This is a genomic window from Duganella sp. LjRoot269 (assembly GCF_964254095.1).
GTDB classification, from domain to species: domain Bacteria; phylum Pseudomonadota; class Gammaproteobacteria; order Burkholderiales; family Burkholderiaceae_D; genus Rugamonas; species Rugamonas hordei.
Genome location: NZ_CAXUSL020000001.1, coordinates 3,860,957 through 3,884,671 on the forward strand (window position 1 = coordinate 3,860,957; position 23,715 = coordinate 3,884,671).

General features: G+C 65.0%; 20 protein-coding genes. 18 read left to right on the plus strand and 2 right to left on the minus strand.

Annotated features, from left to right (window positions below; all coding sequences use genetic code 11):
* The first annotated feature begins 160 nt into the window (after positions 1 to 160).
* From ACSQ3S_RS17285 to ACSQ3S_RS17320, 8 genes are all read left to right on the plus strand, one after another.
* Positions 161 to 817 carry a response regulator transcription factor gene (locus ACSQ3S_RS17285; protein WP_436143152.1) on the plus strand — a complete coding sequence of 219 codons (657 nt, stop codon included), beginning with the start codon at positions 161 to 163 and terminating at the stop codon, positions 815 to 817.
* Positions 818 to 824: 7 nt separating this feature from the next.
* The gene (locus ACSQ3S_RS17290) at positions 825 to 2,195 is read left to right on the plus strand and encodes a sensor histidine kinase (protein ID WP_353403629.1); all 1,371 of its coding nucleotides are present in this window, start codon (positions 825 to 827) and stop codon (positions 2,193 to 2,195) included.
* Positions 2,196 to 2,384: 189 nt separating this feature from the next.
* Entirely contained in the window at positions 2,385 to 4,046 is a 1,662-nt protein-coding gene (locus tag ACSQ3S_RS17295) for a methyl-accepting chemotaxis protein (RefSeq protein ID WP_436143153.1), read from the plus strand.
* A 14-nt stretch (positions 4,047 to 4,060) separates the two neighbouring features.
* Positions 4,061 to 5,842, plus strand: a complete 1,782-nt coding sequence (locus ACSQ3S_RS17300; protein WP_436143154.1) for a sensor domain-containing phosphodiesterase — start codon at positions 4,061 to 4,063, stop codon at positions 5,840 to 5,842.
* A gap of 59 nt (positions 5,843 to 5,901) precedes the next feature.
* On the plus strand, positions 5,902 to 7,296 hold the full coding sequence (locus ACSQ3S_RS17305) for a DUF2799 domain-containing protein (protein WP_436143155.1): 1,395 nt from the start codon (positions 5,902 to 5,904) through the stop codon (positions 7,294 to 7,296).
* Between the two features lie 113 nt (positions 7,297 to 7,409).
* Positions 7,410 to 8,042: a LemA family protein gene (locus tag ACSQ3S_RS17310; protein WP_413446122.1), complete on the plus strand. Its 633-nt coding sequence runs from the start codon at positions 7,410 to 7,412 to the stop codon at positions 8,040 to 8,042.
* Positions 8,039 to 8,875 carry a TPM domain-containing protein gene (locus ACSQ3S_RS17315; protein ID WP_436143156.1) on the plus strand — a complete coding sequence of 279 codons (837 nt, stop codon included), beginning with the start codon at positions 8,039 to 8,041 and terminating at the stop codon, positions 8,873 to 8,875. Before ACSQ3S_RS17310 ends, ACSQ3S_RS17315 begins: the two co-directional genes overlap by 4 nt.
* An 8-nt stretch (positions 8,876 to 8,883) precedes the next feature.
* Complete coding sequence (locus tag ACSQ3S_RS17320) at positions 8,884 to 9,381, plus strand: TPM domain-containing protein (protein WP_353403685.1); 498 nt, start codon at positions 8,884 to 8,886, stop codon at positions 9,379 to 9,381.
* 1 nt (position 9,382) lies between these two features.
* Here the strand turns inward: ACSQ3S_RS17320 and ACSQ3S_RS17325 are convergent, their stop codons facing one another.
* Positions 9,383 to 11,554 carry a TonB-dependent receptor gene (locus ACSQ3S_RS17325; RefSeq protein WP_436143157.1) on the minus strand — a complete coding sequence of 724 codons (2,172 nt, stop codon included), beginning with the start codon at positions 11,552 to 11,554 and terminating at the stop codon, positions 9,383 to 9,385.
* A gap of 94 nt (positions 11,555 to 11,648) precedes the next feature.
* Here ACSQ3S_RS17325 and ACSQ3S_RS17330 point away from each other — a divergent pair, with 94 nt between their 5' ends.
* Entirely contained in the window at positions 11,649 to 12,743 is a 1,095-nt protein-coding gene (locus ACSQ3S_RS17330; RefSeq protein ID WP_436143158.1) for a PepSY-associated TM helix domain-containing protein, read from the plus strand.
* Complete coding sequence (locus tag ACSQ3S_RS17335; protein ID WP_353403638.1) at positions 12,740 to 12,919, plus strand: hypothetical protein; 180 nt, start codon at positions 12,740 to 12,742, stop codon at positions 12,917 to 12,919. The genes ACSQ3S_RS17330 and ACSQ3S_RS17335 overlap by 4 nt, the downstream gene beginning before the upstream one ends.
* Here the strand turns inward: ACSQ3S_RS17335 and ACSQ3S_RS17340 are convergent.
* On the minus strand, positions 12,897 to 13,112 hold the full coding sequence (locus tag ACSQ3S_RS17340) for a hypothetical protein (RefSeq protein ID WP_436143159.1): 216 nt from the start codon (positions 13,110 to 13,112) through the stop codon (positions 12,897 to 12,899). The genes ACSQ3S_RS17335 and ACSQ3S_RS17340 overlap by 23 nt on opposite strands.
* A gap of 136 nt (positions 13,113 to 13,248) precedes the next feature.
* On the opposite strand from ACSQ3S_RS17340, the gene ACSQ3S_RS17345 reads away from it, so the two are divergent.
* The 8 genes from ACSQ3S_RS17345 to ACSQ3S_RS17380 all read left to right on the plus strand — a co-directional run bounded on the left by ACSQ3S_RS17345 (position 13,249) and on the right by ACSQ3S_RS17380 (position 23,672).
* Positions 13,249 to 13,617, plus strand: a complete 369-nt coding sequence (locus tag ACSQ3S_RS17345; RefSeq protein ID WP_436143160.1) for a hypothetical protein — start codon at positions 13,249 to 13,251, stop codon at positions 13,615 to 13,617.
* 53 nt (positions 13,618 to 13,670) lie between these two features.
* Complete coding sequence (locus tag ACSQ3S_RS17350) at positions 13,671 to 15,029, plus strand: TolC family protein (protein WP_436143161.1); 1,359 nt, start codon at positions 13,671 to 13,673, stop codon at positions 15,027 to 15,029.
* Positions 15,026 to 16,417, plus strand: coding sequence for a multicopper oxidase family protein (locus ACSQ3S_RS17355; RefSeq protein ID WP_353403642.1), 1,392 nt, complete (start codon positions 15,026 to 15,028; stop codon positions 16,415 to 16,417). The genes ACSQ3S_RS17350 and ACSQ3S_RS17355 overlap by 4 nt, the downstream gene beginning before the upstream one ends.
* Positions 16,418 to 16,456: 39 nt before the next feature.
* Entirely contained in the window at positions 16,457 to 17,458 is a 1,002-nt protein-coding gene (locus tag ACSQ3S_RS17360; protein WP_436143162.1) for a hypothetical protein, read from the plus strand.
* 39 nt (positions 17,459 to 17,497) lie between these two features.
* Positions 17,498 to 17,905 carry a hypothetical protein gene (locus ACSQ3S_RS17365; RefSeq protein WP_436143163.1) on the plus strand — a complete coding sequence of 136 codons (408 nt, stop codon included), beginning with the start codon at positions 17,498 to 17,500 and terminating at the stop codon, positions 17,903 to 17,905.
* Positions 17,906 to 17,983: 78 nt separating this feature from the next.
* Complete coding sequence (locus ACSQ3S_RS17370; protein WP_436143164.1) at positions 17,984 to 19,270, plus strand: TolC family protein; 1,287 nt, start codon at positions 17,984 to 17,986, stop codon at positions 19,268 to 19,270.
* On the plus strand, positions 19,267 to 20,541 hold the full coding sequence (locus tag ACSQ3S_RS17375; RefSeq protein ID WP_436143165.1) for an efflux RND transporter periplasmic adaptor subunit: 1,275 nt from the start codon (positions 19,267 to 19,269) through the stop codon (positions 20,539 to 20,541). Before ACSQ3S_RS17370 ends, ACSQ3S_RS17375 begins: the two co-directional genes overlap by 4 nt.
* The gene (locus tag ACSQ3S_RS17380) at positions 20,538 to 23,672 is read left to right on the plus strand and encodes an efflux RND transporter permease subunit (RefSeq protein WP_436143166.1); all 3,135 of its coding nucleotides are present in this window, start codon (positions 20,538 to 20,540) and stop codon (positions 23,670 to 23,672) included. The genes ACSQ3S_RS17375 and ACSQ3S_RS17380 overlap by 4 nt, the downstream gene beginning before the upstream one ends.
* Positions 23,673 to 23,715: the final 43 nt, after the last annotated feature.

The following is a 23,715-nucleotide window of genomic DNA, read 5'->3' on the forward strand; positions in this document are numbered from 1 at the left end:
ATTGGATTTATTCGAACTACTGTTGCCGGATTCTCCACAGTCTTCCTTAAGCAAATCCAAAAGAAACCTTAACGTTTGCCTAAGGCTGTGGCGCGCAGGCGATTGACACATCGGCAAGAAGATGCGTAGATACGGACTTCACGCAGTGGAGCAAAGAGTCATGAAGATATGCCTGGTCGAGGACGACCTGGAGTTGGGCAAGGCGCTGCAATCGGCCTTGCAGGACGCGGGACAGGAAGTTGTATGGGTGCGCCGCGCCGGCGACGCCCGTCGTTGGGTCGAGACCGAGCCGTTCGATGCGGTGCTGCTGGACCTCGGCCTGCCCGATGGGAACGGCATCGATGTGCTGCGCGACCTGCGCGCCGCAGGCCACACGCTGCCCATCCTCGTCATCACCGCGCGCGACAGCCTGGAGGACCGCCTCAACGGCCTCGATCGCGGCGCCGACGATTACCTGGTCAAGCCTTTCGTCGTCACCGAATTGCTGGCGCGGCTGCGCGCGGTGCTGCGGCGGTCCACCGGCTGGAGCGAATCGGGCGAGCCGGTATGGAAGGTCAAGGACCTGGTGTTGGATGACAAGCGCATGCTGCTGACACGAGCGGGAACCAATGTGGTCTTGTCGAAAACCGAATTCGCCTTGCTGCATGCGCTGATGCGCTACCCGGACCGGGTGCTGACCCGGCGCGAGCTGGAGTCGCGCGCGCTGCCGCACAGCGAAGGCGCGGCGCTGGACGTGCACATGTCGCACCTGCGCCAGAAGATCGGCGAAGGCTATATCCGCACCGTGCGCGGCGTCGGCTACGTGGTCGACAAATGAACAGCCGATGAAGAATCGCTCGCTGTTCCGCCGCCTGCTGCTGGGCTTCATCTCGGTGATGCTGCTGGTGTGGCTGGCCAATCTGGCGCTGGACGTCTACGAAACCCGCACCGCCAAGCGGCGCGACATGCAGCGCGAACTGCGTGCCAGCGCCTTGCGCATCCTGGTCGTGATGCAGACCATCGGCGAGCGGCCGCCGGAACAGATCCAGCCCGTCGTGCGCAAGATGGAAGGGCTGCACTATGCACTCTACAAGGAACTTGGCTGGTACATTCCGGCGCTGCAGACCCAGGTCTGGAAGCGCGGCCAGTTGGTTTATGCATCGCCGGACCCGGGCCTGCCGCCGACCGACGCCGCCGCCGGCCCGTACGGCCAGCCGCTGCGGGAAGGCTGGGTCGTCTCGGTGGAGGACGATCCCGCGACCGGCGTCACCGTGCGCATGGCAACGGAGGTGATCGGCGAGTGGATGCTGCAGGTGTCGAGCATCGGCTACTACTTCGCGCCGCTGCTGTTCAGCATTCCCTTCCTGTTGCTGCCGGCGTGGTTCATCATCCGCGTCGGCCTGCGTCCCCTGAAGTCCATCGTCGGCGAGATCGAGGAGCGTTCGGCGACGGACCTGTCGCCGCTGGCGGCGTCGCCGTACCAGGAGCTGTCGCCGCTGGTCGGCTCCGTCAACAAGTTGATGGAGCGGCTGACCGAGCGCCTGGAGCGCGAACAGGAATTCCTGGTCGACGCCGCGCACGAGCTGAAAACACCGCTGTCCATCATCCAGATCAACGCCGATACACTGACCACTACACGGACAGTACAGCGCGTGGAACAGGCGGGGGAGGGCCTGCGCGCAGGCGTGCAGCGCGCCACCCATACAGTGCATCAACTGTTGGCGCTGGCCCGTTCCGGCGGCGACCGCGATCACACCAGCCTGACGCCGCGCGACCTGGTGGAACTGGTGGCCGACCGCCTGGCGCTGGCCGGGCAGATCGCCGCCACGCGCGGCATCGAGATCGAACTGCAGGCGCCCGAGCGCTGCCCGCTGCCCATGCATCTGGAAAGCATGGCCTCGCTGATCGACAACCTGGTCAGCAACGCGGTCAAGTATTCGCCGCTCGGCGGGCGGGTGTCGATCTCCATCGCGGAGCTGGACGGCCGGGTTGCGCTGTCCGTGGCCGACCAGGGGCCGGGCATCCCGGCCGACATGCTGCGCAAGGTGTTTGAACGCTTCTTCCGCCTGCCGGACCAGGACCAGGCGGGCAGCGGCCTGGGCCTGGCCATCGCCGAACGAGCCGCCGCGCGCAACCAGGGCACCATCCGGCTGGACAACCGCGACGACGGCCCCGGCCTGAGGGTACTGGTGGTTTTTGGTACCGGTATCACCTGACGCCCATTCCGCACAATCCCTCTTTCGAGGGTCGTTTTCGTTGCCAATTGGTAGTAAATTTTTAAGTGGATTAACTTATCGACATTTCGTATAGTCAATATCTATTGAATTTATTTAATTAATAAATTTCACGAACATTTGCCGTATGGAATATGATTGCGTTCACCAGGTAAGAATTAAGGAAACAGCATGGAATCCTCAAAGAATGAAATCAGCGTTGCGACGCGTCTCACGGTCGGCTTTGGCATTTTGCTTGCCATGATGCTGGTGCTGACGGTGCTGAGCATCTACAAAGTCAACGCCATCGACGCCAGCCTGCAGCACATCAGCGACGTCAACAACGTCAAGCAGCGCTACGCCATCAACTTCCGGGGCAGTGTGCACGACCGCGCCATCGCATTGCGCGACGTGACGCTGGTGGCCGACGGCGACATCGGCGGCGTCACCGGCCTGATCGACAAGCTGGACGCGGACTATCAGAAATCCGCACAGCCGCTGGACAGCCTGTTCTCCGCCTCCGGCGCCAAGATCGGCAGCGAAGAACGCGACTGGCTGGCCAAGATCAAGCAAAGCGAAAGCCGCACCACGCCGATGATCAAGAAGATTATCGACACCCGCCGCGCCGGCGACATCGAAGGCGCCCGCCAGATGATGCTGGCGCAGGCCAAGCCGGCGTTTGTCGAATGGCTGGCCGCCATCAACGGCTTCATCGATCAACAGGAAAAGATGACGGAAGCCGAATCGGAACTGGCGCGCAAGGCCGCGCACAACTTCCAGTCGTTGATGCTGGCGCTGCTGGCCGCGGCCGTGGCCCTCGGCGCGGTGGTGGCATGGCGCGTGACCCAATATCTGCTGCGCGCCCTGGGTGCCGAGCCGGCCGAAGTGAAGGCGCTGGCCAACGCCGTCGATCGCGGCGAGCTGTATCACAACGTCGACCTGCGCGATGGCGACAGGGACAGCATCATGGCCGTGCTGGTAAAAATGAGCGGCAACCTGCGCACCACCGTCACCGAAGTACATGAAAGCGCCAACGCCGTCAGCGACATCAGCGGCCAGATCTCCGAGCGCAACCAGCACCTGTCCGGCCGCACCGAAGACCAGGCCAGCTCGCTGGAAGAAACCGCGTCGGCGATGGAACAGCTGACCGCCACCGTCAAGCAGAACGCCGACAGCGCCCAGCAAGCCAACACGCTGGCGCAGTGCGCATCCGACATCGCCAGCAAGGGCGGGCAGATCGTCGAGGAAGTCGTGGTCACGATGAACTCCATCGACGACTCGTCGCGCAAGATCGTCGACATCATCAGCGTCATCGACGGCATCGCCTTCCAGACCAACATCCTCGCGCTGAACGCCGCGGTGGAGGCGGCGCGCGCCGGCGAACAGGGCCGCGGCTTTGCCGTGGTGGCTTCCGAAGTGCGCAACCTGGCGCAGCGCAGCTCGACGGCGGCGCGCGAAGTCAAGGCGCTGATCGACGAATCGGTCAGCCAGATCCATGCAGGCACCCAGCTGGTGGAGCACGCCGGCACGACCATGCGCGACATCGTCGACAGCGTCAAGAAAGTCAGCGGCATGGTCGAGGCGATCACCACCGCCAGCAACGAGCAGCGCCAGGGCATCGAGGAAGTCAACCGCGCCATTTCGCTGATGGACCAGGTCACGCAGCAGAACGCGGCGCTGGTGGAGCAGGCGGCGGGCGCGGTGCAAACGCTGCAGGACCAGGCCGGACACCTGAACCACGCGGTCGGCGTGTTCAAGACCGAGCCGGCATCGCACCATGCTGCGCCTGCGCGCGGCAAACAGGCCGCCGGCACGCGCCAGCGCGCCATGCTGCCGGCACCGGCGGGTGTGTGATGATGCAGGAGATTATGCTGAGGAATTCCGAGCCGGAGCGCATCGCAGCGCTGCACCAGCTGGGTATCCTGAACACCAACACCAGCGAATATTTTGACGCCGTCACCCGGCTGGTGGCCGAGATGTTCGGCATGTCCGGCGCATACATCTCGCTGATCGACAGCGACCGGCAGTGGATCAAATCGACGGTAGGCTTTTGTCCGCCGCCCAGCGCCAACCAGCGTGACCAGACCTTTTGCGATCATACGATCCGCCAGGGCAGGGTGCTGATGATCGAGGATACGTTGCTCGATCCCCGTTTCGCCAGCAATCCCCTGGTCACCGGTCCGACCGGCGTGCGCTTCTACGCCGGCGCGCCGCTGGTGACGCCGGAAGGCTACGCCATCGGCGCCCTGTGCGTCATCGACACCAAGCCGCGCACCCTGAGCGAGGCCGATCGCGACCGCCTGACCGCGATGGCGGCGCTGGTGATGTCGCACATCATGCTGGGCCGCGCGGTCGGCCATGTGGACTCGGTCAGCGGCATGCCGAACAAATACCAGATGGCCGACGACCTCGACGCGCTCGGCAAGCGCCACGCCGGCCAGCAGCGGGTGCTGGTGGCGATCGACATGCCGGATTCCGCCCGCGCTTTCGAAATCGTCCGCGTGCTCGGCGTCGCCGTCTACGACCAGCTGATACGCGCCGTCGGCGACAGATTGAAGCTGCTGTTCGAGAACCGGGCGCACCTCTATCACTTGACCGACGCGCGCTTCGCCATCCTCTCCAACGACGAGGACACGCAGGGCTTCATCGACTATCTGCAGGGACTGGAAGCGCAATTGCAGGCGCCGCTGCTCAACCTGAATATTCCGCTGAACCTGCCCAGCTTCGGCGGCATCGTCGCCTTCGAGCTGTGCCCGACCGCCGCCAAGGATGCGCCGCGCAAGGCCGCGGCGGCCGTCAACCAGGCCTTGATCAAGCAGCAGCGCTGGAGCGTCTACAACAACGCCGAAGACGAACGGCAGCAGCGCGCCTTCCGCCTGCTGAACGACGTGCAGGCCGGTATCGAGGCCGATCAGTTCCAGCTGGTGTACCAGCCCAAGCACGATCTGGCGAACGGCGCCTGCCTGTCGGCGGAAGCGCTGCTGCGCTGGAATCACGACGAACTGGGACCGATATCGCCTGCCGAGTTCATCCCGCTGGTCGAGAAGACCGCGCTGATCGGTCCCCTGACGCATTGGGTGATACGCACGGCGATCAAGCAGGTATCGGAGTGGCATGCGGATGGTCACCGGGTCAAGGTCGCCATCAATCTGTCGGCCTACAACTTCGAGGAGCCGGACATCGTGCAGCGGCTGTCGGATGTCTGCCGCGAATTCAACGTCGATCCGCGCTACGTGGAGATCGAATGCACCGAAGGCATCTGGATGGAAGGCAGCGGCATCCTGAAAACGCTGCACGACATCCGCGCGCTCGGCATGAGCCTGGCGCTGGACGATTTCGGTACCGGCTACAGCAATTTCGCCTACCTGCAAAAAGTGCCGGCCACGGTGGTCAAGGTCGACCAGTCGCTGATCCGTAACGTCCACGCCAACCCGCGCGACCAGCGCATCGTGCGCTCGCTGATCTCGCTGGCCAGAGAGCTGGATTACCAGGTGGTGGCGGAGGGCGTGGAGACCGAGCAATCGCTGGGCCTGATCCGGGAGTGGGGCTGCCATATCGCGCAGGGCTACCACTTTGCCAAGCCGTTGGCGGCGCCGGCCTTTCTGGCGCACGTGATCCGGTACCGCGACAGCCACAAGGTCGCCGCCTGACTGGAGGCCGCCGTCAAGCGGCCTTTTTTCTTTTGTCATCTTTGCCATATAATCGGGCAATGACAAAACTGAACCGACTTCACGCCCTGATCCTGATCGCGCCGCTGCTGCTGGCCGGTTGCCAATCCACGGCCCAGCGCATCGCCGACTGCAAGGTCGGCGACTGGACCGCCATCGGCCACAAGGATGGCTTGGCAGGCGATCCGCCGGACTACGCCGAGCGCAAGGACTTCTGCGACGATCACGCCAACGACAAGAAGCCTGCCGCCACCGGCTCGGAGGCGCAATACATCAACGGCTGGGCGCAAGGCAACTGGGACCTGTGGTCGGTGCTGGGCCAGAAGGACGGCGCGGCGGGCATGCAGCCGTCGCACTACGACGTCCATGTGGTCGGCGACGAGGTACGCAAGCACAAGACGCCGCTCAACCGTCCGGCCTACGACGCGGGCTGGGCACTAGGGAATTCGGAATACTGGAAAACGCTGGGCCGGCGCGACGGCACGGACGGCAAGCCGCTGTCGCAACGGGAGGCCGCGCGCGCCAAGGCCGCCGCCATGCAACTGCGCTACGACGAAGCCGCGTATGGCGACGGCTGGCAGATCGGCAACCGCACCTTCTGGCAGGACGCCGGCTACACCGACGCCCGCAACGGCACGCCGGACAGCGAGTTCCGCGACCGCGCCTCCGCCGCCCGCAACGCCGGCGTGCAGGTGCAGGAAGAAGCCTACCGCGCCGCGTGGAACGCGGAGATCATCAACTACTGGCGCAATCTCGGCACGCAGGACGCGGTCAGCGGCAAGGACTTCACCGCGCGCGGCAAGGAAGCCCGCGCCAAGGGCCTGAAGATCTACGAAACCGAATATCGCCTGGCGTGGGAGGCGCGCCTGACGGACTACTGGCGCCAGGCCGGCGAGGACGACGGCTACGGCAAGCCCTTCCTGCTGGAAGATCGCATCGCCAACGCCGGCCGCAACGGCGTGTTCGTCATTCCCGCCACGCGCAGCGTGTACACGGCGGCGTGGGAAGAACAGAACGCCAGGTACTGTGTGCCGGACAACGCCTTCGAACGCGGCCGCGCCAACAGCGGCATGGCGGTGGATGTCTGCCGCGCCGAGCTGCGCAACCAGTTGAAGCACGCCTACGTCAGCGGCCAGGACTACGAGGTGGCCGCCGTCAAATACCGCCAGGCCGTCAGCGACGTGAACGAACTGTCGGGCCGCGTACGCGACAACCGCAATCGCCTGGGACGCCTGGAGCGCGAGATTCGCGCCAATCTGGAAGCGAAGGACCGCGTCGTCAACGACGACACGAAAAGGCAGGACGCCCGTCGCGAGCAGGAGCGCCGTGAACTGTCCGACTATATCCAGCGCCTGGAGCGCCAGCTGGACGACGCCCGCCGCTGGGCGGAGCGTCACGACCTGCAAATGCAGCGCCTGCGCCGTGAGATTTACTGATTGAAAGCCTATGGTTGGGCACGCCGGTCATACTTCCGCGCTTGATTTACATCAAGGAATGTCGATGTTTTGAGCCATATCATTGAGATAAGCCGATGACCGGAGGCAATCTCATGAAATATTGGAAATTTGTAGCGCTAGCGATGCTGCTGCTTGGCTTGAGCGGCTGCGGCTATAACGCGATGCAGGCGCAGGACGAACAGATCAAGGCCGGCTGGTCGGAAGTGGTGAATCAGTACCAGCGGCGCGCGGATCTGATTCCCAACCTGGTGAACACCGTCAAAGGCTACGCGTCGCACGAGGCCACCGTGCTGACCGAGGTGACGCAGGCGCGGGCGCGCGTGGGGACGATCCAGGCCACGCCGGAATTGCTCAACGATCCGCAGGCATTCGAGAAATTCCAGCGTGCGCAGGGCGAGCTTTCCGGTGCGCTGTCCCGCTTGCTGGCGGTATCGGAGAACTACCCGCAGCTGAAGGCCGATGCCAACTTTCGCGATTTGCAGGCGCAGCTGGAGGGCACTGAAAACCGCATCACCGTGGCGCGCAACCGGTACATCAAGGCAGTCCAGGACTACAACGTGACCGTGCGTTCCTTCCCCACCAATCTGACGGCGATGGCGTTTGGCTACACGGTCAAGCCCAACTTCAGCGTGGCGGACGAGCGCGCCATCGCGGTGCCGCCCAAGGTCGACTTTTCACCTGCCACGCGTCCACCGCCAAATCCCGCGCCGGGAGGTGGCCAGTGAGAGCGCTTAGTCTTGCAAGAGTCCTGTTGCTTGTCTGCCTGCTGGGCTGGGCGGTCGCCGCTGGTGCGCAGGTCGCTGTGCCGCCGTTGTCGGCGCGGGTGACCGACACGACCGGCACGCTGACCTCGGACCAGAAGGCGTCGCTGGAACAGGTGCTGCAGGACTTCGAAGCGAAGAAGGGCAGCCAGATCGGCGTGCTGATACTTGCCTCCACCGCCCCGGAAACCATCGAGCAGTATTCCCTGCGCGTGGCCGAGCAATGGAAGCTGGGCCGCAAGAAAGTGGATGACGGCGCGTTGCTGATCGTCGCCAAGGACGACCGTACCATGCGGATCGAGGTCGGCTATGGCCTCGAGGGTGTGCTCAACGATGCTGTGTGCAAGCGCATCATCAGTGAGGTCATCACGCCGAAATTCAAGCAGGGCGACTTTTATGGCGGCATTCGCGACGGCATCGACGGCATGCTGCGCGTCGTTGAGGGTGAGCCGTTGCCTGCGCCGGCCCGACCGGCAGCGGATGGCGGCGTGGGATCATACCTGCCTGTGCTGCTGGTCCTGGCGCTGGTCGTGGGCGGCATCCTGCGCGCGTTGCTGGGCAGGCTGCCCGGCGCGATCATGACGGGCGGGTTGGTGGCCTTCCTTGCCTGGCTGTTTGCGGGAGCGTTGTCCGCCGCCGTGATTGCTGGCGTGCTGGCTTTGTTCTTCACCTTGGTGGGTGGACGCGCGCTCGGCATGGCCGGACGGCATTATGGCGGCGGCTTCGGCGGTGGATCGGGCGGCTTTCACGGCGGAGGCGGAAGCTTCGGCGGTGGCGGCGCCTCGGGACGGTGGTGAACATGAAGATCAACATGAAGCGCATCTTGCGGCATGCAGTGTTGACGCATTGGCAGGTGGAGCGCGCGTTCCCTCCAAGCGCATTGGCCGCCATTGAACAGGAGATCAAGACCAGCGAAGCGGCACACCTGGGCGAAATCCGTTTTGCCGTGGAAGGAGGCCTGCCGGCTTCGCTTCTGTACCGCGATCAATCCGCGAGGGAGCGCGCGATCGATATGTTTTCGCTGCTGCGGATATGGGATACCGATGAGCGCAACGGCGTGTTGATCTACCTGCTGCTGGCCGATCATTCGGTGGAAATCGTGGCCGATCGCGGCGTGCACGCGAAGACCGGCGCGCCCGAATGGGAGCGAATCTGCCGCGGCATGGAAACCGCGTTTCGCGGCGGACGCTACGAACAAGGCGTCATCGACGGCATCCAGGCGATCACCCGCTTGCTGACGACATACTTCCCATCCCACGGCGCCCGCCGCAACGAGCTGCCCGACAAGGTCGTGCTGCTGTAGATTAGAAATCGACCGAGCCTGATACCACGATCGTGCGCGGTGCGCCCAGTACCAGGTAGCCGGAGCCGGGGTAGCCGCCGGCCGAGGCCCAGTAGTTTTTATCGGCGACGTTGTCGATGCGCGCGCGGAAGGTCACGTTGCGGTCGGCGATGCGGGTGGCGTAGCTGGCACCGATGTCCAGGCGGTTCCACGACGGCAGCTGCTGCTTGTTGGCGCCGTCCGCGTACTGCGACGACGTGTACAGGGCGCGGGCATTCAGGTCCAGGCCGCGAACGCCCGGCACATCCCATTCGGCGCCGATGTTCAGCTGCGTATCCGGCACGCCGATCACGTCCTTGCCCTGGTTGACCGCACCGGCCGTCACGCGCTGGTTTGCATCGAGCAGCGTCAGGCCGCCCAGCACGCGCAGGCCGTGCAGCGGAACGCCGAACACCGTCAACTCCAGGCCCTGGTTGCGCTGCTCGCCGAACACGCCGAAGTGATTGTTCTGCACATAGGCCGACGGCTGGTTGGTGGTGAACAGCGCCGCGCTGGCGCCCAGCGTGCCGCCATCGTACTTGACGCCGACTTCCTTCTGCTTCGACGTGAACGGCGCGAATGCTTCTCCGATGTTGTCGATGTTCTGGCCGGAAGCGACGGCGCCTTGCTGCAGGCCTTCGATATAGTTTGCGTACAGCGAAACGTTCTTCGATGGTTTGTAGACGATGCCGGCCACCGGCGTCACCTTGCTTTCATTGTAGTGCGACAGCGTGGCGGTGTTGTTGTAGTCATAGCTGTCGGTCTTGATGGTCTGGTTGCGTGCACCGATCGTCACCAGCAGCTTGTCGTCCAGCAGCGACAGCGTATCGGCCACGGCGTAGCTGGACAGGATGGTCTTGCTGGTCAGCTTGGGATCGCTCAACACGCCGCCGGCGAAGAAGTCGGCAGCCGGCGCTGCCACGTCGACCGGTGCGTAGATGCTGGTCGCAAAGCCGCTGAAATTACTGAAGGCATAGGCATTGCGCGATTCCTGCCAGTAGCTGGATGCGGTCGCGCTCAGGTTGTGGCCGACGGCGCCGGTGCTCAGCCTGGCGCGCACGCCGATCTCGCCGGTGCGCACGCTGTCGTGGCGCTCGTTGTCGAAGCGGTACATGCTGGCGCTGCCGTCGGTCTTGCTGACGGTGGGCGCGGCCAGGATGTTGGACTCGTCGCCGCTGCGTGCGCCGAACGCGGCCCACGCCACCACGTCCCTGGCCAGGTCTGCCTCGCCGCGCAGGGTGCCGAAGGTGTCGCGCTCGTTCGAGTGCGTCCATTTCTGCGACCAGTTGCTGCTGGCGTCAGGCGCGGAGGGCAGGGCGATGTCGGTGTTGACGGTCACGCTGGGACGCGCGCCTTTCAGCTTGTGGTCCTGGTAGCCGACGTCGGCGGACAGGCGGAAAAAGCGTGCTTCGAAGTCGACGCCGACCGATGCCACGGTCAGTTCGCGGTGTTCGCGGTCGACACCGGTGTCGCCGTCGCGGCGGGCGGCGTTGACGCGGACGCCGGTGTTGCCGTCTGCGCCAAAGCGGCGGCCGATGTCAACCGCCGCATAGCCCTGACCGCCGGTTTCGACGCCCAGCGTCAGCTGGGTCAGCGGGTTGTTGCTGGCGCGCTTGGGCAGCAGGTTGATCGAGCCGCCCACGCCGCCACCGCCCGGCGCCGCGCCGTTCAGGAAGGAGTTCGCGCCGCGGAAGACTTCCACGCGCTCCAGCAGTTCCGACGCCACGAATTGGCGCGGCAGCAGGCCGTACAAGCCGTTGTAGGCCAGGTCGTCCGAATTGACCGGGAAGCCGCGGATCACATAGAGCTCCTGGTAGTTGCCGAAGCCGCGCGCCACGCGCACCGACGGATCGTTCTGCAGCACGTCGGCGACGCTGCGGGCTTGCTGGTCCTGGATCAGCGCTTGCGTGAAGTTCAGCGTGTTGAAAGGCGTGTCCATCATGTCGACATTGCCGAGCAGCCCGAGGCGGCCGCCGCGCGCGACCTGGCCGCCGGCGTAGTCCTTGGACAGGCCATCGGCCGATGCATCGGCCGAAGCGCTGATGACGACGGTCGGAATGGATGCGGCGGATGCGGATTGAGCCTGCGCCGCGGCATGCATCAGCAGGGCGGCGGCAAGGGCGAACGGGGACAGTTTCAGAGCGGACGTGGGCATATTTATTCTTCATTTAAATGCGATTGATTCTCATTATATCGGCGATGGGCGATTTTCGCCACTGAATGAGAGTGATTTGCATTATCATTGCGGAATGAACACCAATACCGTACGCCGCTGGGCATGGATACACAAATGGAGCAGCCTGGTTTGCACCGTTTTCATGCTGCTGCTGTGCCTGACCGGCCTGCCGCTGATCTACCATCACGAAATCGACCATCTGCTGGGCAACGGCGTGCAGGCACCCGAGATGGCACCCGACGCGCCAAAGGCGGACCTCGACACCATCATCGCCGCCGGCAAGGCCATGTATCCCGGCAAGATCATGATGTACATCTCGCAGGAAGCGGACGAGCCGAACATCTGGAACCTGACCCTGGGCGACCATCCCACCGACGAAGGCTACAAGTCCATCGCGGTCGACGCACGCACCGCCAGGGTGCTGGCGCAGCCCAGTCTTGAGGGGAGCTTCATCGGCGTGATGTTCCACCTGCACGTGGATTTGTACGCCGGCTTGTGGGGCAAGCTGTTCCTCGGCTTGATGGGATTGCTGCTGGTGGTCGCGATCGTCACCGGCGTGGTGTTGTATGCGCCGTTCATGCGCAAGCTGGATTTCGGCGAGGTGCGGCGCGAGCGCGGCTCGCGCCTGAAGTGGCTGGACCTGCACAACCTGCTGGGCGTGGTCACGCTGACCTGGGCGCTGGTGGTCGGCGCCACCGGCATGATCAATACCTGGGCCGACCTGCTGCTGAAGTACTGGCAGTTCACCGAGATGGCCGAGATGATCGCGCCGTACAAAGGCCAGCCGCCGCCGGCCAAGCTGGGCTCGATGCAGAAGTCCCTGGTCAACGCGCGCGCGGCCGAACCGGGCATGAAGATAGGCTTCGTCGCCTTCCCCGGCACGCCGTTCGCCAGTCCGCATCACTACGGCGTCTTCATGCGCGGCGACGAGGCGCTGACTTCGCGCCTGTACAAGCCGGTGCTGATCGACGCGCAAACCACCCAGGTCACCGACCGCCGCGCGCTGCCGTGGTATCTGACCGCCATGCTGATCTCGCAGCCGCTGCACTTCGGCGACTACGGTGGCGGATGGATGCAGTTCCTGTGGGCGATGCTGGATATCGCCACCATCATCGTGCTGGGCAGCGGCCTGTATCTGTGGTTGAAGAGAAAGGGAGGCGGGCGATGAACGGCGCCTTCATGCGGCTGTGGGGCGCGCCGATTGTGCTGGCTGTCCTCACCATCATCGGCCTGATTTCGGCGCTGGTCGGCGACGGCGTGTGGGACTACCTGTCCGCCGTCGCCCTGGGCATACCGGTGCTGGCGGGCGCCTGGTACGGCCTCAGAACCCGCCGCTCGAAGTGACGAAGGCGGTGAGCGCGCTGACCATGACGTAGTAGCCGCCGGGATCGCTGAGTGCGAATTCCCGGGTACCCGTGGCGGGGTTTAGATGAGGTTCTTCTTCCAGTGTTGGGGCCAGCGTGCTTGCGCGCAGCAGGGCTTCATCGAAGTCATCCACGCGGAAGAACAGCCGCAGCCGAACAGCGACTGGTACCATCTGAAGCTCAGCGCGACATTGGCAACGCCGATGATAGTCCATATGCGTTTCATAATTTCCTCGCTTTCGCTTGACCTTCCCGCAATAGGAAGGTGTATTGTTGCATACTTGCCGTGGTCGGAGTGACTGCGGTACCATGCTGACCACTATGCGCACACTCGTTCGGTTCCTGTTGTGGATGTTGATCGCCGCCTTGCCTTTGCAGGCCGTGGCGGCCGCCGTCATGCCCATCGCCGCGCTGACGATGCCGGCGCCGGTGGCGGCGCAGCCGGCGGCGCATGCCGGCCATTGCGCGTCCGCCGAGGCCGGCAAGAGCAAGGCAAGCGCCGGCGAGCATGGCAAATGCAATCATTGCGCCGGCTGCTGCGCCGGTGCGTCGGCGCCGCCGGGCGTGCCGGCCGTCACCTTGCCGGCCGTATATTCCGGCAGCGGCATCAGCGCCGGAGAACCGGCCATGACCGCCTACATTCCCGCTACGCTCGAGCGTCCTCCTCGCCTGTCCTGAGCTTGCCGTAGCCACGGGTTAGCCCGTTTGTTCGACATTTTCCAGGAATCAACATGACTCATTTTCGATTACCGCTGCTGGCGGCCGGCGCCTTGCTGCTTGGCGGCTGCGCCAGCTTGTCCGCCGACGGCGGCATGAACGACGTTTCACGCCTGACGGCCGAGCGCATCGGGCAGCCCGCCGCCCTCGCCAGGGATGGCGCCAACAACGATCAACAAGTCCAACTCCTGCTGGCCCAGCCGCTGACGGCCGACAGCGCCGTGCGCATCGCGCTGATGAACAGCCCGGCGTTGAAAGCCTCGTTTGCCGAGCTGGGCGCGTCGGAGGCCGACCTGGTGCAGGCGGGCCGCCTGCGCAATCCCAGCCTGAGCTTTGGCCGCATACGCGGCGGCGGCGAAACCGAAATCGACCGCGGCATCATGTTCGACATCGCCGGCCTGCTGACGCTGCCGGCACGCTCGCGCATCGAGGCCGGCCGCTTCGAGCAGGCCAAGCTGCAGGCCGCCGCGCAAGCGGTGCAACTGGCCGGCGACACGCGCCGCGCCTGGTTCACGGCGGTGGCGGCCGCGCAATCGGCGGCGTTTGCCGAGCAGGTGCAGGTTGCCGCCGAAGCATCGTCCGAGCTGGCGGCCCAGATGGCCAAGGCCGGCAACTGGAGCAAGCTCGATCAGGCCCGGGAGCGCGCCTTCCATCAGGAGGCGGTGACCCAGCTGGCCCGCGCGCGCCATGAAGCGCTGGCCTCGCGCGAACAGCTGGTCCGCCTGCTGGGCCTGTCTAGCGAGCAGCAGAGCTTCACGCTGCCCGATCGCTTGCCGGATTTGCCGCCGCAGCTGCAGGAAATGAATAACGCGGAAGCCCAGGCCTTGGCGCAGCGCCTTGATGTGCTGGCCGCGCGGCGCGATACCGAAGCCACCGCCGACGCCCTCGGCCTGACCAGGGCCACCGGCTTCATCAACGTGTTCGACGCCGGCTACGCCAACAAGAGCACCAGCGGCAAGCCGCGCGAGAACGGCTATCAGGTCTCGCTGGAACTGCCGCTGTTCGATTGGGGCGGCGCCAAGGTCGCCCGCGCCCAGGCGCAGTACATGCAGGCCGTGCACCGCACCGCCGACACGGCATTGCGCGCCCGCTCCGACGTGCGGGTGGCGTATTCCGCCTACCGCACCACCTACGACATCGCGCGCCACTACCGGGATGAAGTGGTGCCGCTGCGCAAACAGATATCGGATGAGGTTCTGCTGCGCTACAACGGCATGCTGGCCAGCGTGTTCGAACTGCTGACCGATGCGCGTGAGCAGCTCGCCAGCGTCAACACCGCCATCGACACCCAGCGCGATTTCTGGATCGCCGAAACGCAACTGCAAGGCGCCATCAACGGCGGCGGCAACAACGACACAAGGAACCCACAATGATTTCACGCAGAGATTTCTTTAAGGGCGCGGGCGCCGTGGCCGTCAGCGCGGCCGCCGTCAGCAAGGCCGGCGCGGCCACCTTGCCGGAGGCGGTGACGATGAACAACGCCGACACCCATGTGCCGCCGCTGCCGCCGAACGGCCGTCCGTTCAATCCGGTGGTCACGCTCAACGGCTGGTCGCTGCCGTGGCGCATGAATAACGGCGTCAAGGAATTCCACCTGATCGCCGAACCGGTGGTGCGCGAGATGGGCCCGGGCATGAAGGCCAATCTGTGGGGCTACAACGGCCAGTCGCCGGGACCGACGATCGAGGTGGTGGAGGGCGACCGCGTGCGCATCTTCGTCACCAACAAGCTGCCCGAGCACACCAGCGTGCACTGGCACGGCCAGCGCTTGCCGAACGGCATGGACGGCGTGACCGGCCTGACCCAGCCGGGCATCGCGCCGGGCAAGACCTTTGTCTACGAGTTCGTCGCCAGGCGGCCAGGCACCTTCATGTACCACCCGCACGCCGACGAAATGACGCAGATGGCGATGGGCATGATGGGCTTCTGGGTCACGCATCCGAAGGACCACACGCAGCACGCGGTGGACCGGGACTTCGTGTTCCTGCTCAACGCCTACGATATCGATCCGGGCAGCTACACGCCCAAGACCAATACGATGCTGGACTTCAACCTGTGGACCTTCAACAGCCGCGTGTTCCCCGGCATCGCCTCGATGCCGGTGCGGCAGGGCGACAAGGTGCGCATCCGTGTCGGCAACCTGACGATGACGAACCATCCGATCCACCTGCACGGCCACGAGTTCGTGGTAACCGGCACCGACGGCGGCTGGATTCCGCCGGCAGCGCGCTGGCCCGAGGTGACCACCGACGTCGCGGTCGGCCAGATGCGCGCGATCGAGTTCGTCGCCAGCGAGCCGGGCGACTGGTCGTTCCACTGCCACAAGTCGCACCACACGATGAACGCGATGGGCCACAACGTGCCGAACATGATAGGCGTGGACCACAGCGGCATTGCCGAGAAGATCAACAAGATCGTCCCGTCCTACATGACCATGGGCGACAAGGGTGGTTCGATGGGCGGCATGGAAATGCCGCTGCCGGAAAACACACTGCCGATGATGATGGGCGAGGGACCGTTCGGCGGCGTCGAGATGGGCGGCATGTTCACGGTGGTCAAGGTGCGCGAGGACCAGAAGCGGGGCGACTACACCGATCCGGGCTGGTACAAGCATCCGCCCGGCACGGTGGCCCGTGAATGGACTGGCGCGCTGCCCGAACCGGCGCGCAACTACAGCGCGGGCGGGCAGTCGATGCCGGCCGTGAATCAGCCGGATGTCGAAATGACCGTGCGTAAGCCGACCGGACATAGCGGCCACTGATGTGTGTGCCCGGGAATGCCGGCATGGATGTCGCGTCGCATGCGCAAGGTCAAAGCCTCTGTCGGGGAAAGGTCAGAAAATTGTCAGTGGACCTTTGCCTGGGGAGGCAACATGAAGCGGTTGGTGCATGGTATGCCGGTGCAAGTACGTTCTCTCGAAGAGATATTGGCAACGCTCGACGGGAAGGGTAAATGCGATGGCATCCTGTTCATGCCGGAGATGGCCCGCTTCTGCGGCGCCGTCCTGAATGTGCATCGGCGCGCGGACAAAACCTGTGTGGAGGGCTACGGCATGCGCCGCTTGGGCAAAGCCGTCTTCCTGGAGGCGTCCCGTTGCGGCGGCGAGTTTCACGACGGCTGCGAACGGCGTTGCCTGCTTTTCTGGCACGAACGGTGGCTGGTACCCGCTCCCGGGGCCAAGCCGGCAGCCGCCCATGCTCCGCCCGCCGTCCCGGCCCAACGTTTCGTCACCCGTGACGGCGAGCGCTATATTTGCCAATCCACCGAGCTGCTCGCGGCCACCAAACCCTTGTCGCGCTGGGCAGTCGCTGCCTTCGCCTGCGACGTGTGGACCGGTGAGGTCCGGCTGAGGGACTTCCTGACTCTGGTGTGGCTAACGCTGCGGCGACGCTTGTCGGATGGGGAGGAGCCCAACGCCATCCTGGGCGAGAACGCCCATCCCACCAGGGGCGACCTCGCCCTGGCGGCCGGCGATATCGTACGCGTCAAGTCCGCTCCGGAGATCGCCCGGCAACTCGATCCCCAAGGTAAGAACAAGGGCCTGGGCTTCGTGCCGACCATGTTGCCTGCCATCGGCAAACAGTACGAAGTGGCCTTCCCGATCCGGAAAATGATACTTGAAAAGACGGGCAAGATGATCCCCCTCGCAAATACCGTGGTCCTTAAAGGCATCCAGTGCGGCGGTCCGTGCGTGGCAAATTGTCCTCGCTCGAGCGATCTTTATTGGCGCGAGTCCTGGCTGGAGAGGCCGGTCGATAAGCGTGCGGGCAGGCGGCCTGATGGCCCCCGCCCCGAACTATGATAGGCTTGAAATAATTATCCGAATAGTGCCTTCTCATCAATGAAGACTTCCCGTTTCTCGCGCTTTCTGACGGCCATCGTCGCGATGCTCAGCATGCTGTATATGCAGTTTGCTGTGGCGTCGTACGTGTGTCCGGGAATGCCGGCGGGAAGCAATGGTAGTGCGGCATCGGCGCAGGCCGTCATGGTCGACATGCCAAACTGCCAAGGCATGGATGCTGCGCGGCCGGCGCTTTGCCACCTGTACGCGCATGGCGAGCCGTCCAAACAGTCGCTCGATAAAACACCAACGGCCGACGTGCCGCCGTTCGTGCCGGCTGCGCTCGTGCTGGATTTGCAGTTTTTCGCTGCTGTCTCGATTCCTGAAGCAAAGCCCTATCCGCCGGTCGCGCTGACGCGAAGCACGGCGCCGCCCGTCGCCATCCGCAACTGCTGTTTCCGCATTTAAAACTCCAGACCGCCTAGTTCGTCATCGCGTCGCCAGGACCGGCGAGCGCGATGTTGTCCATCGCATTCTGGAGCTACCATGTCATCCCTGTTATTCGTGCATTTTTATGCGCGCGCCGGTCGTCTTCGCTTGTCGTCGACGATCGCGCTCGTATTCCTCGCCGCCGCCCACGCTGCGCAGGCGGCGCCCCAGCCATTGACGCTGGCCCAGGCCCAACAACAAGCAGTCGCCCGCTCGCGCCAGCTGAGCGCGCAGGATCAGGCGGCGGCCGCCGCACACGAGATGGCGGTCGCGGCCGGCCAACTGCCCGATCCCGTGCTCAAGCTGGGCGTCGATAATCTGCCGGTCAGCGGTGCCGACCGGTTCAGTCTGGGCAATGACTTCATGACCATGCGGCGCGTCGGTGTATCGCAGGAATTGACGAGCGCCGACAAATTGCACTGGCGTTCCGCGCGCCTTGAACGTGAAGCGGACAAGGCGCAGGCCGAAAAAGAGGCCGCAACGGCCGCCGTTCAACGCGACACCGCGATCTCCTGGCTGGAGGTGTTCTACACCGAACAGATGGCCGAGGCCGTTATCAAGCAGACGGCCCTGTCGCGCCAGGAGATCGAGGCCGCCGAGGCCGCCCACCGTGGCGGGCGCGGCAGTCAGGCCGACATCCTCGCGGCCCGTTCCGCCTTGCTCATACTCGACGACCGCGGCAGCGAAATTGGACGCCGCCTTCGCGTCGCGCGCACCATGCTGGCCCGGTGGACCGGCGGTGAGACCACTGTGGCCGGGGCGCCCGACATCGACAACATCCGTCTGGATCCGGCCTCGCTCGACGGCGACCTCGCTCACCATTCGCAGATCGCGGTGCTGAACCGGCAGGAGGACATCGCACAAGCGGACGTCAAGCTGGCGCAGGCCAACCGGCGCGCCGACTGGAGCGTGGAGGTCGCGTTCCAACAGCGCGGCCCTGCCTATTCGAACATGGTGTCGGTCGGCATTTCGGTGCCGCTGCAATGGGACAGGAAGAACCGGCAGGACCGCGACCTGGCCGCCAAGCTCGCCATGGCCGAGCAGGCCAAAGCCGAGCGCGACGAGATGCTGCGCGACCATGTCGCCGCGACCCGCGCCATGATCGTCGAGTGGCAGAGCGGCAAGGAGCGGGTTGCCCGGTATGCGCGCGAAGTGCTGCCGCTGGCCGGCGAACGCAGCCAGGCGGTGCTGGCCGCCTACCGTGGCGGCAAGGCGACGCTGGCCGAGGTGCTGGCCGCAAGACGCAACGAATCGGAAACCCGCATGCAGGCGCTGCAGCTTGAGCTCGATACCGCGCGGCTGTGGGCACAACTGAATTTCCTCTTTCCTCAGGAATCCAAATGAAGAACAAGAAAACGCTCGCGCTGTTGATCGCGATCGCCGTCGCCGCCGGCGGTTACGCCATCTATCAATTTGGCGTGCATCAGGGCATGCAAGCCATGCCGAAACATGACGAAGCGACGGCGGCCACTGGCCCCGCCGGCAAGAAGCCGCTCTACTGGCATGACCCGATGGTGCCCGGCCAAAAGTTCGACAAGCCGGGCAAGTCGCCGTTCATGGACATGCAACTGGTGCCGGTCTATGCCGGCGCCGACAGCGACGATGGTGGCGTCGCCATCAGCCCCCGGGTCCAGCAAAACCTGGGCGTGCGGACGGCGATAGTCACTGCCGGCAAGCTGCCCTCCGGTGTGGTCGCGGTCGGCAGCGTCGCGTACAACGAGCGCGACGTGGCCTTGGTCCAGGCCCGCAGCAACGGTTTTGTCGAGCGCCTGTATGTGCGCGCTCCGCTCGACCCGGTCCGGCAGGGGCAGCCGCTGGCCGAATTGTACGTGCCCGACTGGATCGCGGCGCAGGAGGAATACCTGGCGGCGCGCCGCATGCAAGGCGGCGATACTGCCTCGCTGGTCGACGGTGCGCGCCAGCGCATGCGGCTTGCCGGCATGTCCGACGGGCAGATCCGGCTGGTCGAATCGAGTGGCAAGGTTCAGCCGCGCACCACCATTTACGCGCCCACCGGCGGCGTGGTCACGGAGCTTGGCGCGCGCGAAGGCATGACCGTGGCGCCGGGGACGCAGCTGTTTCGCATCAACGGCCTTTCCACCGTCTGGGTGAACGCGGACGTACCCGAAAACATGGCGGCCAGAGTGCGAACCGGCGACACCGTCGAGGCGCGCGCGCCGGCGCTTCCGGGGAGCATGTTCAAGGGCAGGGTAGGCGCGGTTCTGCCGGAAGTGAGCACCACGACGCGCACGCTCAAGGCACGTATCGAACTGGCCAACACCGGCGGACAACTGGTTCCCGGCATGTTCGCCACGATCACGTTCGCGTCCAACCGCGCTGCCGATGTCTTGCTGGTACCGTCGGAGGCAGTGATCCAGACCGGCACGCGCAGCGTGGTGGTGCTGGCCCGGGACGGCGGCAAGTTCCAGCCGGTGGATGTGGAACTGGGCGGCGAGGGCGGTGGCTTGACCGAGGTCCGCAAGGGCTTGGCCGCAGGGCAGAAAATTGTCCTGTCGGGCCAGTTCCTGCTCGATTCCGAGGCCAGCCTGAAGGGAACGACGAGCCGCATGGACGACGCGACGATGCCCATGGCGCCGGCGGGAGCGAGCAAATGATCGCCAGACTGATACGCTGGTCTATCGTCAACCGCTTCCTGGTGCTGCTGGCGACCGTGTTCATCGCCGCCTGGGGCGTATGGTCGCTGGCGCGCACGCCGCTTGACGCGATTCCGGATTTGTCCGACGTGCAGGTGATCATCCGCACGACCTATCCGGGACAGGCGCCGCAAATCGTCGAAAACCAGGTGACCTATCCGCTGACCACCACCATGCTGTCGGTGCCGGGGGCGAAGACCGTGCGCGGCTATTCCTTCTTCGGCGATTCCTTCGTTTATGTCTTGTTCGAGGACGGCACCGATCCCTACTGGGCCAGGTCGCGCGTGCTGGAATACCTGAACCAGGTGCAATCCCGTCTGCCCGCGCAGGCCAGGGCGGCGCTCGGTCCGGATGCGACAGGCGTGGGCTGGATCTACGAGTACGCGCTGGTCGACCGCAGCGGCAAACTCGACTTGTCGCAGCTGCGCTCGCTGCAGGACTGGTTCCTGAAATTCGAGCTCAAGGCGGTGCCGAACGTGTCGGAAGTGGCCAGCGTCGGCGGCATGGTGCGCCAGTACCAGATCGTGCTCGATCCCGACAAGCTGCGCGCCTATGCCATCCCGCACGGCAAGGTGATCGAGGCCGTGCAGCGCGCCAATCAGGAAAGCGGCGGCTCGGTGATGGAGCTGGGCGAGGCCGAATACATGGTGCGGGCGTCCGGCTATTTGCAGTCGCTCGACGACTTCCGGAAAATTCCGCTGGCGGCCACCGACGCGGGCGTGGCCGTGCGCTTGGGCGACGTGGCGCGCGTCGGGCTGGGGCCGGAGATGCGGCGCGGCATCGCCGACCTCGACGGCGAGGGCGAAGTCGCCGGCGGCGTGATCGTCATGCGCTCCGGGAAGAACGCGCTGGAAACCATCGAGGCCGTCAAGGCCAAACTCGGCAAACTGAAAGCCAGCCTGCCGCCCGGGGTCGAAATCGTTCCGGTGTACGACCGCTCCAACCTGATCAAGCGCGCGGTCGACAATCTGGAGCACAAGCTGATCGAGGAATTCATCGTCGTCGCGCTGGTCTGCGCGATTTTCCTGTTTCACATCCGCTCGGCGCTGGTGGCCATCGTGTCGCTGCCGCTGGGCATACTGATCGCCTACATCGTCATGTCCTACCAGGGCGTGAATGCCAACATCATGTCGTTGGGCGGCATCGCGATCGCCATCGGCGCCATGGTCGACGCGGCGGTCGTGATGATAGAGAACGCCCACAAGCATATCGAGGCATGGAATCACGTCCACCCCGGCCAGCGGCTGGCAGGCGAGGCCCAGTGGACCGTGATCGGCGACGCCGCAGCCGAGGTCGGCCCGGCACTGTTCTTCTCGCTGCTGATCATCGTGCTGTCCTTCATTCCGGTGTTCACGCTGGAGGCACAGGAAGGACGCTTGTTCGCGCCGCTGGCCTTCACCAAGACCTACGCGATGGCGGCGGCTGCCGGCCTGGCGGTGACCTTGATCCCGGTCCTGATGGGTTATTTGATCCGCGGACGCATTCCTGACGAGCAAAAAAATCCGCTGAACCGGTGGCTGATCGCGCTCTATCGGCCCCTGCTGGAAGTGGTGCTGCGCCGTCCCAAAGCCACGCTGGTGGCGGCCGGCGTGATCGCGCTGCTGACGATCTGGCCGATGTCGCGCCTGGGTGGTGAATTCATGCCGCCGCTGGACGAGGGCGACTTGCTGTACATGCCGTCCGCCTTGCCCGGCATCGGCGCCGGCAAGGTGGCGCAGCTGCTGCAGCAGACCGATCGGCTGATCAAGACCGTGCCGGAAGTGCAGTCCGTGTTCGGCAAGGCCGGCCGGGCGGAGTCCGCCACCGATCCGGCGCCGCTGGAAATGTTCGAGACGACGATACAGTTCAAGCCGCGCGATCAGTGGCGGCCCGGCATGACCACCGACAAGCTGGTCGACGAGCTCGACCGCATCGTCAAGGTGCCGGGGCTGTCCAATATCTGGGTGCCGCCGATCCGCAACCGCATCGACATGCTGGCCACCGGCATCAAGAGCCCGGTCGGGGTCAAGGTGGCCGGCGCGAGCCTGCGGGAGATCGACCGCATCACCGGCGAGATCGAGCGGGTCGTCAAGCGCGTGCCGGGCGTGTCGTCGGCGCTTGCCGAGCGGCTCAACGGCGGGCGCTACGTCGATATCCATATCGACCGCGACGCGGCGGCGCGCTATGGCCTGAACATCGCCGACGTGCAGAGCGTCGTGTCGAGCGCCATCGGCGGCGACAACATCGGCGAGACGGTCGAGGGCTTGCAGCGCTTTCCGATCAATGTGCGCTATCCGCGCGAGGTGCGCGACTCGGTCGAGAAATTGCGCGAGCTGCCGATGCAGACGGAGCGCGGCGCGCAGATACGGCTAGGCGACGTCGCCACCATCCACATCGACGACGGTCCGCCCATGCTCAAGAGCGAGAACGCGCGCCTGTCGGGCTGGGTGTATGTCGATATCCGGGGCCGGGATCTCAGCTCGGCGGTGCATGAGATGCAGCAACTCGTCGCCAGGGAGGTGGTGCTGCCGGCCGGCTATTCCGTGTCCTGGTCCGGACAATTCGAATACCTGGAGCGCGCGACGGCCAAGCTCAAGATCGTCGTGCCCATGACCTTGCTGATCATCTTCGTGCTGCTGTACCTGACCTTCAAGCGCGTCGACGAGGCGGTGCTGATCATGGCGACGTTGCCGTTCGCGCTGGCCGGGGGCATCTGGCTGCTGTGGGCGCTGGGCCATAACCTTTCGGTCGCCAGCGACGTCGGCTTCATCGCCTTGGCGGGCGTGTCGGCCGAGTTCGGCGTCATCATGCTGTTGTACCTGAAGCACGCGTGGGAAGCCCGGCTGGCGCAAGGCGTTCCGGGCGAGGCGGACCTGCTTGACGCCATACGCGAAGGTGCCGTGCTGCGCGTCAGGCCGAAGGCGATGACGGTCGCCGTCATCATCGCCGGCCTGGTGCCGGTCATGATCGGGTCGGGCACGGGGGCGGAGGTCATGCAGCGCATCGCGGCACCGATGGTGGGCGGCATGATCACCGCGCCCTTGCTGTCGATGTTCGTGGTGCCGGCGGTGTTCCTGTTGTTGCGGCGCAGGTCCATCCGTGCGGTTGCGTAAATAAAAAGCCGCCGGACAGCTGGACTGTCCGGCGGCTGGCGAA